Origin of the sequence: Bradyrhizobium sp. Rc2d, from assembly GCF_900099855.1 — a bacterium.
Taxonomy (GTDB): Bacteria; Pseudomonadota; Alphaproteobacteria; order Rhizobiales; family Xanthobacteraceae; genus Bradyrhizobium.
The window spans coordinates 105,162-120,195 of record NZ_FNCU01000003.1 but is presented as its reverse complement, the minus strand read 5'-3'; the positions used below and the strand labels follow the sequence as shown (position 1 = coordinate 120,195).

The following is a 15,034-nucleotide window of genomic DNA, read 5'->3' as shown; positions in this document are numbered from 1 at the left end:
CAGCGCATGGTATCGTTCCGGATCCGCGCTTGGCTCGATTAGGTACTGGCGGAACTGCCAGGTAAGGCGAAAGCTTCGGGTGCCACGGACTCGGCGACGCTGGAGACGCCCAGCGCCTGCAGGAAGAAGCGACCGAAACCCACGGAATCGCGGCTCGGACGGATTCCATGTCCAAAGACTGAATTTGCAACCAAGCGAGCAAGATCTGCGCGGCTAAGCTGCCTGATCTCCTCCGGTCCCGCCCGCTTTACGCAATGTCCAGGCGCATAGTCCCCCGCGGAGGTGGTATCCTCTCGTTGTTGAGATCGTGCGCGATTTCCCGAGGCGTACGGCCGTCCACGTATTCCTGAAAGATGCGCCGGATCACTTGTGCCTCGGTCTCGACAACGACTCCTTCGCCACTTCTTCCAGTGACCGCGGCATATTCGTATGTCAGGCCACCCCCAGCTAAGCTGTTCGAGGCGGCGGAGCGCACCCAGCGCCGTGCCGGCGTGAATCGTTCCGATCCCACCGGGGTGGCCGGTGCCCCAGGCCTTGAGGAGTTCCAACGCTTCGCTGCCCCGCACCTCCCCGACCGGAATGCGATCGGGGCGCAAACGCAGCGATGACCGGACCAGATCGGACAGAGACGCGACGCCATCCTTGGTGCGCAGCGCGACCAGAAGCAGAGCCGTGCGGGATCTCCTCACTATCATCTCCGAGCTTACGCCGCCGCACGCTAACCTGGTCATGACGAGGGCCATCCAAGCCGTCCGAAGACGCCCGGCTTAGCCGGGTTTATGCTTTTCGGTTGCACGAGCAAGCCTCAGGACGATTACGGCTCCAGGCGCAAGATCGTGGATGCGCCACATTGACGGCGTGTACTATGGCCTTGAGGTTTTTTCCTGCACGTCTCCGTTAGATGGCTCTGCTTTTGTTGAGCCGGCGAAAGAATTTCATGCCACGCTGTCGACCGTTCGCGTTCCGCTGCCGTTCGTTCGCGAATTATCTCCCCGCGTCTCGCGGGCGATGTAGCCAACCAGCGCCGCCAACACTTCTCCCAGTTCGTGCGTGCTGTCCGCCCACGGCTCCGCCAGTGACTTGTAGGCGGCGCCTTTACGATGTGATCGCGGCGGGACTCTGATCTCGGTAAAATGCTCAGCACCTTGAAAGGACCCGCGGTAGGCGATCAAGTTCTGACACGATCACGACATCGCCTGGTCGCAGCTTCCGAAGGAGCTGCGCGAGGGCGCGGCGACCGTCCTTTATGCGCTTTCATTTTCGCAAAAGACCCGCTCACGTGCCGCAGAACGGGCTTAGGTATGAACGAGCGCGGCCCCGTCACGAGCCACTGACCTCAGTGGCCAGCCTCACGTTCTTCGCAAAAGCTGCCGTAGCCCGCCCGGGATGGGCAATCCTAGATGCCCCGGGACGTCCGGGACTGTGCGCCGGCATCAGGCACAGCTCCGAAGTGTGAACCGTCGCTGCTGCTGACCAACGGCAAGGATAACCCTGTCCGCGGATGATCAGTTCTGAGGTATGGAGTGCCAAATATTTCATCGTGATCATACCCGGCGGGGATTTCCGCCCGCCCACTGATAGAATTCCTGCCGGATGACTGTTCGCAGCCGTCCTAGAAGAGGCCAGGAAGCCGCGCGGACACATGCGGCGCTTATTACTGACGTAGATCGTCGCCCCCGAGAGGGCGCAGTCGTGTAAGAACTGAGATTATTTGTCCGTTCCGTACTGTATTTGTTGGAGCAGGACCCCTTACAGACCCTTGCTCCCGAAAAACACTCTTCCTATTTCAGCTCCGCCCGCGCTAGCACTCGCGGGCAGCGATTGCTAACAAGCCTAAAATCATCAACTCGTGCAAATACTTAGGAGGACTGCATGAAATTCCGTCCGCTTCACGACCGCGTCGTGGTCAAGCGCATCGACGCCGAAGAGAAGACCGCTGGCGGTATCATCATTCCCGACACTGCCAAGGAAAAGCCGTCTCAGGGGGAAGTCATCGCCATCGGCCCCGGCGGCCGCGATGAGGCTGGCAAGTTGATCCCGATCGACGTGAAGGTCGGCGACCGCGTCCTGTTCGGCAAATGGTCGGGCACCGAGGTCAAGATCGACGGCCAGGAGCTGTTGATCATGAAGGAGAGCGACATCATGGGCGTTCTCACCGATGTGTCTTCCAGCAAGAAGGCCGCCTAAATCCACCGCTCGCACCACTCACCCCTGAAGAGCGCCTGCCGGGCGCCCCGCCAAGGGTGGAAAGAAATGAACCTCAGGGAAAATCGTCATGTCAGCCAAAGAAGTCAAATTCGGCGTAGACGCGCGGGACCGCATGCTGCGCGGTGTCGACATCCTCGCCAACGCGGTGAAGGTCACTCTCGGTCCGAAGGGCCGCAACGTCGTGCTCGACAAGTCGTTTGGCGCTCCGCGCATCACCAAGGACGGCGTCACCGTCGCCAAGGAGATCGAGCTCGAGGACAAGTTCGAGAACATGGGCGCCCAGATGGTGCGCGAAGTCGCCTCCAAGTCCGCTGACGCGGCCGGCGACGGCACCACCACCGCCACCGTGCTGGCGGCTGCGATCGTCCGCGAGGGCGCCAAGGCCGTTGCCGCCGGCATGAACCCGATGGACCTGAAGCGCGGTATCGACCTCGCGGTCGAGGCCGTCGTTGCGGATCTCCAGAAGAACTCGAAGAAGGTCACCTCGAACGACGAGATCGCCCAGGTCGGCACCATCTCGGCCAACGGCGACCAAGAGATCGGCAAGTTCCTCGCCGACGCCATGAAGAAGGTCGGCAACGAGGGTGTCATCACCGTCGAGGAAGCCAAGTCGCTCGAGACCGAGCTCGACGTCGTCGAGGGCATGCAGTTCGACCGCGGCTACATCTCGCCCTACTTCGTCACCAACGCCGACAAAATGCGCGTTGAGATGGACGACGCCTACATCCTCATCAACGAGAAGAAGCTCTCCTCGCTCAACGAGCTGCTGCCGCTGCTCGAGGCCGTGGTGCAGACCGGCAAGCCGCTGGTCATCGTCGCCGAGGACGTCGAAGGCGAAGCCCTCGCCACCCTGGTCGTGAACCGCCTGCGTGGCGGCCTGAAGGTCGCGGCCGTCAAGGCTCCCGGCTTCGGCGATCGCCGCAAGGCCATGCTGCAGGACATCGCGATCCTGACCGGCGGCCAGGCGATCTCGGAAGATCTCGGCATCAAGCTCGAGAACGTCACGCTCAACATGCTCGGTCGCGCCAAGAAGGTGATGATCGACAAGGAGAACACCACGATCGTCAACGGCGCCGGCAAGAAGGCCGACATCGAGGCGCGCGTGGCCCAGATCAAGGCGCAGATCGAGGAAACCACCTCGGACTACGACCGTGAGAAGCTGCAGGAGCGTCTCGCCAAGCTCGCCGGCGGCGTCGCGGTGATCCGCGTCGGCGGCGCGACCGAGGTCGAGGTGAGGGAGCGCAAGGATCGCGTTGATGACGCGATGCACGCGACCCGCGCGGCTGTCGAGGAAGGCATCGTCCCGGGCGGCGGCGTCGCCCTGCTCCGTGCCGCCGACGCGCTCAAGGGCCTGCGCACCAAGAACGACGACCAGAAGACCGGCGTCGAGATCGTACGCAAGGCGTTGTCCTGGCCGGCCCGTCAGATCGCGCTCAACGCCGGTGAAGACGGCTCGGTCGTGGTCGGCAAAGTCTTGGAGAAGGATCAGTACTCTTACGGCTTCGATGCGCAGACAGGCGAATACAGCAACCTGGTCTCCAAGGGCATCATCGACCCGACCAAGGTCGTGCGCACCGCAGTCCAGAACGCCTCCTCGGTGGCGGCGCTGCTGATCACAACGGAAGCGATGGTTGCCGAGCTGCCGAAGAAGAACGCCGGCGGCCCTGCGATGCCTCCTGGCGGCGGCATGGGCGGCATGGGTGGCATGGACTTCTGATCCAGCCGCATCACGCGGACCACCAAACGCGAGAACCCCGGCAGCAATGCCGGGGTTTTTGTTTGCTCTTGCAATCTTTCTACCACGTTATTCTGGGCTCGCATTACGCGCGGCCCCGGCACCCCCGGATCGTTGAATAGCCCTATCTAGTTGCCAAGTATCGAATGGATCCATTGGCGTCAGATGCCGGACGGGCCCCCGCGCAGTGCTTCGGTCTTAAGGTCTACAATTCACCACCAGCAGCCAGTGGACGAGCCGACGTTTCGCAGCAGCCACTACGAGAGGCCGCGTGGCCTGAGAACGGCTCCGCTAGGCACGGCACCGAACAACAGACTTACGCCACCGTCACCCGCAAGTATTTTTACTCCGCTTTGCTTAGCAAATCTGCTCCCGACTACGCGCCTGATCGCCAGGAATGCCCTCACGCGCGCTGCGACACTTGAAGAATTTCATTTTCATTCGATGCCGCGGAAGTCAGGATGAGGGAAGCGCTGCGAGCAATCACTGCGGCTTGGCTGTGGCGCAGCGCGGAAATTTACGTTAGCTTCTGCTGGCGAGTTTGCAAATGCGTACCCGCACCCGATCGCTCCGAGAACAACGGGCGATCATTCGAGCGCTTGACCCCTCCCATCCTCAGAGCTGGGATAATCCCGACAATGAGGAAATCTGGTTTGAGCTGGCGCGCGCCATCGGACGCCAGATCGCACGGGATGAAAATGACGGCTCGGCAGCAGCCGATAGAGGACCGGCATGACGACAAGGTCATCCAAGAAAACGGCCGTACTATACGCCCGCTATTCCAGCGACATGCAAAAGGCGACCTCGATTGACGGTCAGCTATTGCTCTGCCGGAAGGTCGCATTGCGCAACAACCTCGATATTATCGGGGAGTTTGTGGATGCCGCAAAATCTGGCCTTACCGAAGGTGCACGGGACGGCTATCAGCGCTTGCTCAACGGTGTGCGAAAACATGACTTTGACGTGGTCGTCGTAGAGCACTTTGACCGCTTGTCGCGCGATCCCGCAACTATCCAGCGTCTCAAGCAGGTTTTCGAGTTCAATGGCGTTGAGTTAATGGATCAGAAAGGCGTCTATGCGACAGCCACGGACATCAGCATCGCAAGTCTCTACAATACGATTTACAAGCCGCAGCTCGCCGAGAAGGTTCGGCGCGGCCATGACAACGCTGTTACTAACGGAAGAATTCCTGGCTCATACGCCTATGGGTATCGGCCGAAACCAGGCGCGCCCGGCGAGCGGACGATCGATGAGGACGAAGCGAAGGTTGTGCTCCGCATCTTCACCGAATATGCGGCTGGCCGCTCGACTCGAAGTATCGCCGCTGATCTCACCCGCGAAGGCGTGCCCTCACCAGGGGCAATTCGTCACAAGAACAAGGCGGGACGCACCACCTGGAATCATCAGTGCATCACGGGCGGTCGGCATGGTCGCGGCATTATCGGTAACGATCTATACATCGGCGAGATACATTGGAACGTTCGCTCGACGATTATCAACCCGGAAACGCAGAAGAAGCAGAAGCGCCGCAATCCGGAGGAACGGCACATCATAGTCAAAAAGCCCGAGCTGCGGATCGTGCCGCAAGTGCTCTGGGATCGAGCGCAGAAGGTTCGTAGCGTGCGCGCCGTGCACATGTTCGGGCCGACAGGCAAGCCGCGGCGTCGCATCGTGATCCCGCGTAATAACGAGCACCCGCTTGCCGGGGTGCTCCGGTGCGGGGTCTGCAATGGCCATATGCGAATCGCTCAATCCTCCCGTAATGGCGCACCTCGCGCTGCATGCGCGAACGCGCATCAGCGGGGCACCTGCGAGCATACCCGCAGCTTTGACATGGACGTTTTGCTCGAAGATGCCTCCGCCAAGATCGAAGTGAAATTGCTTTCGCCAAGAGCCATTGAAGAGGCAATGCATGCTTGGAAGGAGGAGCGCAAAAACGATCGGAACAAGAGCAGCGGATACGCCAAGCTAGATCGTCGGCGCCGCGTGTTGACTACCGAGATCGAACGTCTGTCATATGCCATCGCAAATAGCCGTCGGAAGCCGGATGAGTTGCTCAAGCGGATCGATGAGTGTGACTTGGAACGGGAAAGCGTAGAAGAGCGCATGCGGCTGCTGGGCGGTGGCGGCGAAAATGTCATCCCCTTCGACCACCCGAAATTCGGTGACCGATACCGTTTGGAGGTTAGAAGGCTTGTCACAGCGCTCAAAACCAATCCTAAGGCGATCGAAACTCGTGTCGCCTTCCGCAACTTGATTGACTGCATCGTGGTTCATCCGGTTCGCAAGCGAATGCCCTACGAATATACGCCCTACCTCAACAGCGTTGCCCTTTACGGCAAGAAGCTTTTCCCAGAAGGCCGCCGCACGGCGGAAGAAAGCAGTTCGTTTGCCTACTACGATAATGGCAAGTCAGAGAAATCCGTGTCCTCGTAATAGACACGGACCTGCATGTGGTGGCGGCCGTCGCGGATCTCGCCGTCGAGATGAGCTGTCACGTCGCGAGCCTCTTCGCTTGTCTGCAACCGGCCCGTTTTGCGCAAATTCCGCCGGCCGCGCAAGCTGAGCTAGGATACAACCGGCCGCCCCGTCCTACCCAGCGTCACCTCGACGATCTCGGGCGGCACGCCGACGCGGAGCGGCATGATGCTGCAGCCGAGGCCGCCGGAGATGATGACGTCGCATTTCAGCCTGACATGGCCATAGGCGAGCCGGATGCCATGCTGCGGTGGAACCGCCGGCGACCAGCCGAGCAGGCGGACCTGGCCGCCATGGGTGTGACCGGACAGTTGCAGCGCGACGCGCGCGGGCACACGCGGCGCGATGTTAGGTTCATGCGCGAGCAGGATGATTGGCGCGTCGTCCGTGACCTTGGCGAGCGTCGCGTTGAGATCGTCGGCCCCGAAGTGCACCATGCTGCGGAAGCGTCGCGCCGGCAGGAACGCGAGCTGATCGCCGAGACCGGCGAGCCAGAACGGTCGGCCGTCCTTCGTCAGGCGCACGACGTCGTTCTCGTAGACGGGGATGCCGGCTGCTTCCAGTGCGCGATGCGCGATGGTCGGGCCAAGTCCGGCCCGCTGCACGGTCTTGTCGTCCCAATAATCGTGGTTGCCCATGACGGCGTGAACGCCGAGCGGCGCCTTGAGGCCGGCCAGCACTCTGGCCCATTCGCTCGACGGGATGATACGCGTGACCTGGTGCAGGCCGGCGACATAGTCGCCGAGCAGCACGATGATATCAGCCTTCAGCGCGTTGGTGCGGTCGACGACGGCCTCGATCCTGTCCAGCGGCATCCAGGGATCGCAGGCATGGATGTCGGCGATGACAGCGATCTTCAGCGGAAGATCCGCCGGCCACTGCCGCGGCATCGGATGGTAGCGGGTAACGCGGAGCCGCAGCATCGGCTCGACGCCGACACCATAGGCCGCAGTCGAGGCGCCGAGGGCGGACAGGGCGCCAATGGAACGGATGAGATGGCGGCGAGTGATCATGGACGCTCGATGGTGATGCTGCTTCTCGATGCGACCCGATTGAAGCGGAATTGGGGTGCGTTCGTGCAGACCGTCTGCATCCTGGTGCAGACGCCTGCACAGAAATTACCAGCGGCTCTCGCCAATCAGCGCATCCAGCCGCGTCCTCACGTCATCGGGCGCGCGGTAGTACCAGACGCCGCCGAGCAGATCGCGAAAACGTTCATTGACACGCGCCTCACGCTCGATGCGGTCGATCGTCCCCGCGCTGATCACGTCTTCGAGGGGACCCGCGGCGAGCAGGGATAGCAGCACCGGATTGGCTTCGATCTTCAAGATCTTCAGGATGAGGTCGACCCGATCGCGGCGCGGCCGCGATGACCTCGAGCAATCCGGTGTCGTTCGTCGGCCCCATTGCTTCCCACTCCAAGCCGTGTGCGTGAGCGGCGATGCCGTTCGCCGCGCGTTCGGATTAGTGATGGGATTGAACCGGTGGGTTCACCGTCTCAGGCAGTCAGTCGTCCTCGGCCTGGTCGGTGCCGAACAAGCCGAACTGGGCCGCATCGCGCGAGGGTTCGGCAAGACCGAGATGGCGGAACGCGTGCGAGGTAAGCAGACGGCCGCGCGGGGTGCGCTGGAGATAGCCGCACTGGATCAGATAGGGCTCGATGATGTCCTCGATCGCATCGCGCGGCTCGGACAAGGCAGCGGCCATGGTCTCGACGCCGACCGGCCCGCCGCCATAGTTGAGCGCGATGGTCGTGAGATAGCGGCGGTCCATGGCATCCAAGCCCGCGGCGTCGACTTCGAGCGCGCTAAGTGCATGGTCGGCGATCTTGCGGTCGATCTTGTCGGCATCAGCGGCCGAAGCAAAATCGCGCACGCGGCGGAGCAGTCGGCCCGCGATACGCGGCGTGCCGCGGGCGCGGCGCGCGATCTCGTTGGCGCCGTCCGCGCTCATGCCGACATTGAGCACGCGCGCGCCGCGGCTGACGATGCTCTCCAACTCCTCGATCGTATAGAAATTGAGCCGGACCGGAATACCGAAGCGGTCGCGCAAGGGATTGGTGAGAAGGCCGGCGCGCGTGGTAGCGCCGACGAGGGTGAATTTCGACAGCTCGATCTTGACCGAGCGCGCGGCCGGCCCCTCGCCGATGATGAGGTCGAGCTGAAAGTCCTCCATCGCGGGATAGAGCACCTCTTCCACCGCCGGGCTGAGGCGATGGATTTCGTCGATGAAGAGCACGTCGCGCTCTTCGAGATTGGTGAGCAGCGCAGCGAGATCGCCGGCCTTGGCGATCACGGGACCTGACGTGGCGCGAAAGCCGACGCCGAGCTCCTTGGCCACGATCTGCGCCAGCGTGGTCTTGCCGAGGCCGGGCGGGCCGACGAACAGCACATGATCCAGCGCCTCGCCGCGCTTGCGGGCGGCTTCGATGAAAATCGAGAGATTCTTGCGCGCCTGCTGCTGGCCGACGAAGTCGGACAGCGATTGTGGGCGCAGCGCGGTGTCGCCGACATCGTCGCTGCGGCGCTCGGGCGAGAGCATGCGGTTGGCCTTGGGGTCGCTCACTCAGCGAACTCCATCAGATCGTAGGGTGGGCAAAGGCGCCCTTCGCGCCGTGCCCACCATGTTTCCAATCGCTCCAAAGGTGGTGGGCACGCTGCGCTTTGCCCACCCTACGAGACTAACCATTGACGCGCTCACTTCGCCAATTCCTTCAGGCCGAGGCGAATGAGCTGCGCCGTCTCAGCGCCTTCACCGGCACTGCGCGACGCGGACGCAATCGCCGCAGCTGCCTGCGGCTGGCCGTAGCCGAGATTGACGAGCGCCGAGATCGCATCCGCCACGGGGCGCGGCGCGCGCTGGTCGTCGACGGCGCCGGCGAGATGCACGACGGCCGGATCGACATTGGCGAAGGCAGGCGCCTTGTCCTTCAATTCGGTGACGATGCGCTCGGCGACCTTGGGGCCGACGCCGGGCGTCCGCGACACCGCCGCCTTGTCGCGTAGCGCAATGGCATTGGCGAGATCGGCCGGCGACAAGGTGCCGAGCACCGCGAGCGCGACCTTGGCGCCGACGCCCTGCACGGTCTGCAACAACCGGAACCATTCGCGCTCCTGATCGGTGCGGAAGCCGAATAGTTTGATCTGATCCTCGCGGACATAGGTCTCGATCGACAGCACGGCCGCTTCGCCCGGCGACGGCAGATGCTGCAAGGTGCGCGACGAGCAGTGCACCTGATAGCCAACGCCGCCGACGTCGAGGATGACGAAATCCTCGCCGTAGGAATCGATCAGGCCCTTGAGCTTGCCAATCATATCCCCACCACCTTCAGCCTGAGCGCGGTGCTCTGGCGGTGATGGGCGTGGGTGATGGCGATGGCGAGTGCGTCGGCGGCGTCTGCCGACGGCGGCTCGGCTTTGGGCAGCAAAATCTTGAGCATCATCGCGATCTGTTGCTTGTCGGCGTGACCGGCGCCGACCACCGTCTTCTTGACCTGGTTCGGCGCATATTCGGCGACACTGATGCCGAACATCGCGGGCGCCAGCATGGCAACGCCGCGGGCCTGGCCGAGCTTCAGCGTCGCGACGCCGTCCTTATTCACAAAAGTCTGCTCGACCGCGGCCTCCATCGGCTTGTGATCGGACAGAACGGAAGCGAGCCCCTCATGAATCGCGAGCAGACGGCTCGACAGCGGCAAATCGTCCGGCGGTTCCACCGAACCGCAGGCGACGTAGATCAAGCGATTGCCCTCAGCCTCGATCACGCCCCAGCCGGTGCGGCGCAGGCCGGGGTCGATGCCGATGATGCGAACGGGGCCACGAATCGGAAGCGCAGTCATGGGCCAGTGATAGCGGCTGGCCGGACTGAGGGAAACAGAAACAGAACGGAAGTAACAGGGGAAGTGGGGTGTGGTGATGGTCGGAAGGTGCCCGCCCTGCATTCCGTCGTCATACCCCGCGAAAGCGGGGTATCCAGTACGCCGCAGCTTCTCCGTATCCTTCGAACGTCTCTGGAATACTGGGTCGCCCGGTCAAGCCGGGCGACGACAGCGGAGCACGGGGCAGACGAACGGCCCCTACCCACCCATCTTCGCCATAAGCGCGTCCGACACCTCGAAATTGGCGTAGACGTTCTGGACGTCGTCGTGCTCGTTCAGCAGGTCCATCAGCTTCAAGAGCTTCTCGCCGGTCTCATCGTCGACCGCGACCGTGTTCTGCGGCTTCCAGATCAGCGCTGCCTTGCGCGGCTCGCCGAACTTGGCTTCCAGCGCCTTGGCGACGTCGCGGTAGCCTTCGGTCGAGGCGTAGATCTCGTGGCCGCTCTCGCTCGAGATCACGTCGTCGGCGCCGGCCTCGATCGCGGCGTCCAGCACGGCGTCGTCGGAGGCGACGCTGCGGTCGTATTCGATGATGCCGGTGCGGTCGAACATGAACGAGACCGAGCCGGTTTCGCCGAGATTGCCGCCGGACTTGGTGAAGAAGGAGCGGATGTCGGAAGCGGCGCGGTTGCGGTTGTCGGTCAGCGCCTCGACGATGACGGCGACGCCACCGGGGCCGTAGCCCTCGTAGCGGATTTCGTCATAGTTCTCGCCGTCGCTGCCGAGCGCCTTCTTGATGGCGCGCTCGATATTGTCCTTCGGCATGTTCTCCTGGCGCGCGGCGATCACGGCGGCGCGCAGGCGCGGGTTCATGGCGGGGTCAGGGGTGCCGAGCTTGGCCGCGACGGTGATTTCCCGCGCCAGCTTGCCGAACAGCTTCGACTTCTGGGCATCCTGCCGCCCCTTGCGGTGCATGATGTTCTTGAATTGGGAATGTCCGGCCATGCGTGGTCTCTTGAATGGTCTTTGGAATCGTTCGCCGATGGGGTGGGAAGCGCGGCCTTATAGGCCGCCAACCCACCGGAATCAAAGGGCTCTGGTACTTTAAGGTAGCACTGTAGAGGTAGCCACCGTAATGGTCCGTGCCTAGAGGTCGGGCATTGTTAACCCTGATTTCATTTCGGCCTGCGAAAATAGCGTCCGCCCGTTCCCCGACAAGAGAGACGTGATGGCGTTCGGACTATTTCGGAAGCGTCTGCCGGAGATGGCTGCGCCCGCGGCAGCTCCGCAGCCGGTGGCCAATTTCGAGCCCGTCCCCGCCACGGACGGCGATTCCGCCAGGGAGATCCTGGAATTGCTGGAACTCGAGCTGGGCGCCATGATCCGCCAGCTCGAGCGCGCCGCCAATTCGGTGGCCGGCGGCGCCGAGGCGACCGCCGCAACCCTTGCCGCCATTCGCGACCGCACCGACGCCCTGACCGGCCGCACCAACGCGGCGCAATCGACCGCCTCCACCTTCGCCCATGCCGCCGACAAGTTCACGCAGTCCGCGCTGGGAATCGGGGCGCAGGTCCGCGAAGCTGGCAAGCTCGCCGACGAGGCCAGCGCCGCGGCGCAGGAAGCCCGCGCCAACGTCGACCGCTTGCGCGAATCGTCCGCCGCCATCGGCAATGTCGTCAATCTGATCGCGCAGATCGCGCGGCAGACGACGCTGCTCGCGCTCAACTCGACCATCGAAGCCGCCCGTGCCGGCGCTGCGGGAAAAGGCTTCGCGGTCGTCGCCACCGAGGTCAAGGCCCTCGCGGTGCAGACTCAGAGCGCGACCGAAGAGATCACCCGGAAGATCGACGCGCTCCAGCGCGACGCCGCCGGCTCCGCGGATGCGGTGCATCGCATCTCGCAGGCGATCGAGGCGATCCGCCCGGTGTTCGCGACCGTCAACGGCGCGGTCGCCGAGCAGAACGCCACCACCAGCGAAGTCTCCGGCAATGCGACAAGCGCGTCGGAATTCATCGTCTCGGTCGGCGAGAGCGCGGCCGAGATCGATGCCGCGACCAAGGCGGCCGAGACCCATGGCGAGAATGTCGCCAGCGCCGGCCGCGCCGTGACCACCTTCGCGCAGAAGCTGAAATCGCGCTGCGCCGTGCTGCTCCGCCAGAGCGAGCACGACGACCACCGCAAGACCGAGCGCTTGCCCTGCCATCTCAAGTTCGAAACCGCGCGCGGCGTGATGCCGGTCTATGAAATCGCGATGGAGGGCGTGCTGATCGGCGGCGCAGACGCAGCAGGCCGGCTTGCGCCGCAAGCGCTGATCGAAGGCATCCTCGAACACGTCGGCGCCTGCCGCCTGCGCGTGGTCGAGCAATCCAAGGCCGGCGCCCGCGCGCAATTCGTCAATCCCAATACCGAGCTCCGCGAGAAGATCGAAGACAGGCTGTGGTCGATCCATGAGGAGAACACGGAGTTCGTCACCCGCGCCATGGAAGCCGGCAACACGCTGACCAGGATATTCGAGCAGGCGGTCGCGCGCGGCGAGGTCAGCATCGACGAGCTCTTCGACACCGATTATGTGGAAATTGCCGGGACCAATCCGCAGCAATATCGCACAAAATATCTGGACTGGGCCGACCGCGCACTGCCGCCGTTCCAGGAAGCCTTTCTGGCGAAGGAGCCGCGCATGGCGTTCTGCGCCATGGTCGACCGCAACGGCTTCCTGCCGGTACACAACAAGATCTATTCGCATCCGCAGCGGCCGGGCGATGTCGCCTGGAACACGGCCAACAGCCGCAACCGGCGGATATTCAACGATCCGGCCGGATTGGCCGCGGCGCGCAACCTGCGCTCGTACCTGGTCCAGAGCTATGCGCGCGACATGGGCAACGGGAACACGGTGATGATGCGGGAGATCGACGTCCCGATCCGCGTGCAGGGCCGGCACTGGGGTGGATTCCGCACTGCTTACAAGCTCTAGGGCATGATCGGAAAAGTTGTGCAGCCGTCTTTCTACAAGACCATGCTCCAACCAAAGAATTAAGGCGAATTGGCCCTCGTGCACGCTCAGGCAAGACGGCGGCGGCGAATCATCCCTTAAAGTGATCATTGGAATGGGAATGCCGCCGCGAGCCGGCGAACGGCTCTGACTGGAGGATTCATCGAACATGTCCGTCGCACAAGTTGCAGTCATGGACACCGGCTCCAACCGGACGCTGGCCGAACGGCTGATCGACCAGCTCGCCGATCGCATTGGCGGCCTCGGCGTGGAGCTCGCCGACATCGCCGGCAACGTCCAGGAAGTTGCAAACCGCGTCGCGAACCAGTCGGAACGGTTCCACCACCTCCAGAAGACGGCCGAGACGATGGTCTCGGCCAATCACGACATCGCCAATGCATCGCAGGCGGTGCAGACGACGACGTCCGCGGCGGTCGGCGAGATCGTGCAGTCGCGCAGCGCGGTCGACACCGCTGTCAGCCACATTTCCGAGCTCGTCGCCGCGGTGGAGCGTATCGAAGCACGCTTGAGCGCGGTCGGCTCGGCGCTGGCACAGGTCGCGAAGGTGTCCGGCTCGATCGAGGCGATCGCGAAACAGACCAATCTGCTCGCGCTGAACGCCACGATCGAAGCGGCGCGCGCCGGCAATGCCGGCCGCGGCTTCGCCGTGGTCGCCAGCGAAGTGAAGAACCTCGCGGAAGCCACCCGTCAGGCCACGCATCAGATCTCCGACACCGTGCGCGACCTCGACGGCCAGATCGAGGGCCTGATCGGCGAGAGCAGCGACGCCTCGCAGCGCGCCAAGACCGCCGGCGAAGGCGCCCAGCAGATCTCCGGCATCATCTCACGCGTCCAGCAGGGTTTTGCCTCCGTGGAAGCGGAGATCGACAGCGTCACACGCGCGGCGACCTCCAATCTCGGACATTGCGACACCGTCATCAGCGAGCTCAACGAGCTCGCCAAGGGCGTCGATCTGTCCTCGCGCGATCTCAAGAACGCCGACGAGCGGGTTGCAAAGCTGCTCGACACTTCCGAAGGCCTGATCGCGCTGATCGCCGACAGCGGGGTGGAGACGTCGGACGCGCCGCTGATCCGCGTCGTCATCGAGACCGCCAAGCGAATCTCCGCCGAGTTCGAAGCCGCGATCGATCGCGGCGATATCACGCTCGACCAGCTCATGGACGAGACGTACCGCGAAATTCCCGGCACCGATCCGAAACAATACCTCACCAAATACGTCGCGTTCACCGATCGCGTGCTGCCCGCGATCCAGGACCCGATTCAGAAATCCGATCCCCGCATCGTGTTCTGCGTCGCCTGGGCCAAGGGCGGCTATCTGCCGACCCATAATCCGAACTACCGTCTGCCGCAGGGCAAGGACCCGGTCTGGAATAACGCCAATTGCCGCAATCGCCGCCTGTTCACCGATCGCGCGGTGAAGAAGGTCGCGGCCAACACCAAGCCGTTCCTGCTCCAGACCTACCGCCGCGACATGGGCGGCGGGCAGTTCGTGCTGATGAAGGATCTGTCCTCGCCGATCATGGTTCGCGGCAAGCACTGGGGCGCCTTCCGGATGGGTTTTCGCCAGAGCTGACGGCCCGCGAGGCGCCCTGCGCGACGGCGCTCCGGTGCCCTCAAATCAAAGGCTGAAAAACAACCCCATGCACAGTAGCCGGGACCGGCGAAATCAAAGGCTTACGCGAACAGGCCCGAAGAAGTGGCGACGCGGTTGACGCGTCGGGCAAAACAGGGGCATAATGCGATTATTCCGAAATCGCGCATTTGCGCCTCTTGCTGCCTCGTGGGA

At 63.3% G+C, this 15,034-nt stretch carries 13 protein-coding genes and 2 pseudogenes; 5 read left to right on the top strand and 10 right to left on the bottom strand.

Annotated elements, in window-relative coordinates:
* Positions 1 to 247: 247 nt before the first annotated feature.
* The 3 genes and pseudogenes from BLV07_RS06720 to BLV07_RS50270 form a co-directional block, all read right to left on the bottom strand.
* The gene (locus tag BLV07_RS06720; RefSeq protein WP_349524448.1) at positions 248 to 475 is read right to left on the bottom strand and encodes a recombinase family protein; all 228 of its coding nucleotides are present in this window, start codon (positions 473 to 475) and stop codon (positions 248 to 250) included.
* Positions 450 to 662, bottom strand: a pseudogene (locus BLV07_RS06715) (ATPase, T2SS/T4P/T4SS family); the annotation flags it as partial. The gene BLV07_RS06720 and the pseudogene BLV07_RS06715, both read right to left, overlap by 26 nt.
* Positions 663 to 1,137: 475 nt before the next feature.
* Entirely contained in the window at positions 1,138 to 1,248 is a 111-nt protein-coding gene (locus BLV07_RS50270) for a recombinase family protein (protein ID WP_130219856.1), read from the bottom strand.
* 624 nt (positions 1,249 to 1,872) lie between these two features.
* Here BLV07_RS50270 and groES point away from each other — a divergent pair.
* The 3 genes from groES to BLV07_RS06700 all read left to right on the top strand — a co-directional run bounded on the left by groES (position 1,873) and on the right by BLV07_RS06700 (position 6,379).
* Positions 1,873 to 2,187, top strand: coding sequence for a co-chaperone GroES (groES, locus tag BLV07_RS06710; RefSeq protein ID WP_091881514.1), 315 nt, complete (start codon positions 1,873 to 1,875; stop codon positions 2,185 to 2,187).
* Between the two features lie 88 nt (positions 2,188 to 2,275).
* Complete coding sequence (groL, locus tag BLV07_RS06705) at positions 2,276 to 3,925, top strand: chaperonin GroEL (protein ID WP_091881510.1); 1,650 nt, start codon at positions 2,276 to 2,278, stop codon at positions 3,923 to 3,925.
* Positions 3,926 to 4,675: 750 nt separating this feature from the next.
* Complete coding sequence (locus BLV07_RS06700; protein WP_091881506.1) at positions 4,676 to 6,379, top strand: recombinase family protein; 1,704 nt, start codon at positions 4,676 to 4,678, stop codon at positions 6,377 to 6,379.
* Here the strand turns inward: BLV07_RS06700 and BLV07_RS48630 are convergent.
* From BLV07_RS48630 to BLV07_RS06665, 7 genes and pseudogenes are all read right to left on the bottom strand, one after another.
* A pseudogene (locus tag BLV07_RS48630) lies at positions 6,352 to 6,441 on the bottom strand (acyl-CoA thioester hydrolase); the annotation flags it as partial. The gene BLV07_RS06700 and the pseudogene BLV07_RS48630 overlap by 28 nt on opposite strands.
* A 69-nt stretch (positions 6,442 to 6,510) precedes the next feature.
* A complete protein-coding gene (locus BLV07_RS06690; protein WP_091881501.1) occupies positions 6,511 to 7,434 on the bottom strand; it encodes a metallophosphoesterase in 924 nt (307 codons plus the stop codon).
* Between the two features lie 105 nt (positions 7,435 to 7,539).
* A complete protein-coding gene (locus BLV07_RS50065) occupies positions 7,540 to 7,893 on the bottom strand; it encodes a DUF6869 domain-containing protein (RefSeq protein ID WP_349524446.1) in 354 nt (117 codons plus the stop codon).
* Positions 7,894 to 7,927: 34 nt separating this feature from the next.
* On the bottom strand, positions 7,928 to 8,962 hold the full coding sequence (gene ruvB, locus BLV07_RS06680; protein WP_176945396.1) for a Holliday junction branch migration DNA helicase RuvB: 1,035 nt from the start codon (positions 8,960 to 8,962) through the stop codon (positions 7,928 to 7,930).
* Positions 8,963 to 9,117: 155 nt separating this feature from the next.
* On the bottom strand, positions 9,118 to 9,735 hold the full coding sequence (gene ruvA / locus BLV07_RS06675; protein WP_091881493.1) for a Holliday junction branch migration protein RuvA: 618 nt from the start codon (positions 9,733 to 9,735) through the stop codon (positions 9,118 to 9,120).
* Positions 9,732 to 10,259 (bottom strand): crossover junction endodeoxyribonuclease RuvC, encoded by a 528-nt coding sequence (ruvC, locus tag BLV07_RS06670; RefSeq protein WP_091881488.1) that lies wholly within the window; start codon positions 10,257 to 10,259, stop codon positions 9,732 to 9,734. The genes ruvA and ruvC overlap by 4 nt, the downstream gene beginning before the upstream one ends.
* Positions 10,260 to 10,496: 237 nt before the next feature.
* On the bottom strand, positions 10,497 to 11,243 hold the full coding sequence (locus tag BLV07_RS06665) for a YebC/PmpR family DNA-binding transcriptional regulator (RefSeq protein WP_091881484.1): 747 nt from the start codon (positions 11,241 to 11,243) through the stop codon (positions 10,497 to 10,499).
* Between the two features lie 223 nt (positions 11,244 to 11,466).
* Here BLV07_RS06665 and BLV07_RS06660 point away from each other — a divergent pair, with 223 nt between their 5' ends.
* Both BLV07_RS06660 and BLV07_RS06655 read left to right on the top strand, forming a co-directional pair.
* On the top strand, positions 11,467 to 13,209 hold the full coding sequence (locus BLV07_RS06660) for a methyl-accepting chemotaxis protein (protein WP_176945380.1): 1,743 nt from the start codon (positions 11,467 to 11,469) through the stop codon (positions 13,207 to 13,209).
* A 187-nt stretch (positions 13,210 to 13,396) separates the two neighbouring features.
* Positions 13,397 to 14,821, top strand: a complete 1,425-nt coding sequence (locus BLV07_RS06655; RefSeq protein ID WP_091881478.1) for a methyl-accepting chemotaxis protein — start codon at positions 13,397 to 13,399, stop codon at positions 14,819 to 14,821.
* Positions 14,822 to 15,034: the final 213 nt, after the last annotated feature.

Coding starts and splice junctions, on each gene's coding strand:
- groES (WP_091881514.1), top strand. CDS start 1,873: ATGAAATTCCGTCCGCTTCACGACCGCGTCGTGGTCAAGCGCATCGAC.
- groL (WP_091881510.1), top strand. CDS start 2,276: ATGTCAGCCAAAGAAGTCAAATTCGGCGTAGACGCGCGGGACCGCATG.
- BLV07_RS06700 (WP_091881506.1), top strand. CDS start 4,676: ATGACGACAAGGTCATCCAAGAAAACGGCCGTACTATACGCCCGCTAT.
- BLV07_RS06690 (WP_091881501.1), bottom strand. CDS start 7,434: ATGATCACTCGCCGCCATCTCATCCGTTCCATTGGCGCCCTGTCCGCC.
- ruvB (WP_176945396.1), bottom strand. CDS start 8,962: ATGCTCTCGCCCGAGCGCCGCAGCGACGATGTCGGCGACACCGCGCTG.
- ruvA (WP_091881493.1), bottom strand. CDS start 9,735: ATGATTGGCAAGCTCAAGGGCCTGATCGATTCCTACGGCGAGGATTTC.
- ruvC (WP_091881488.1), bottom strand. CDS start 10,259: ATGACTGCGCTTCCGATTCGTGGCCCCGTTCGCATCATCGGCATCGAC.
- BLV07_RS06665 (WP_091881484.1), bottom strand. CDS start 11,243: ATGGCCGGACATTCCCAATTCAAGAACATCATGCACCGCAAGGGGCGG.
- BLV07_RS06660 (WP_176945380.1), top strand. CDS start 11,467: ATGGCGTTCGGACTATTTCGGAAGCGTCTGCCGGAGATGGCTGCGCCC.
- BLV07_RS06655 (WP_091881478.1), top strand. CDS start 13,397: ATGTCCGTCGCACAAGTTGCAGTCATGGACACCGGCTCCAACCGGACG.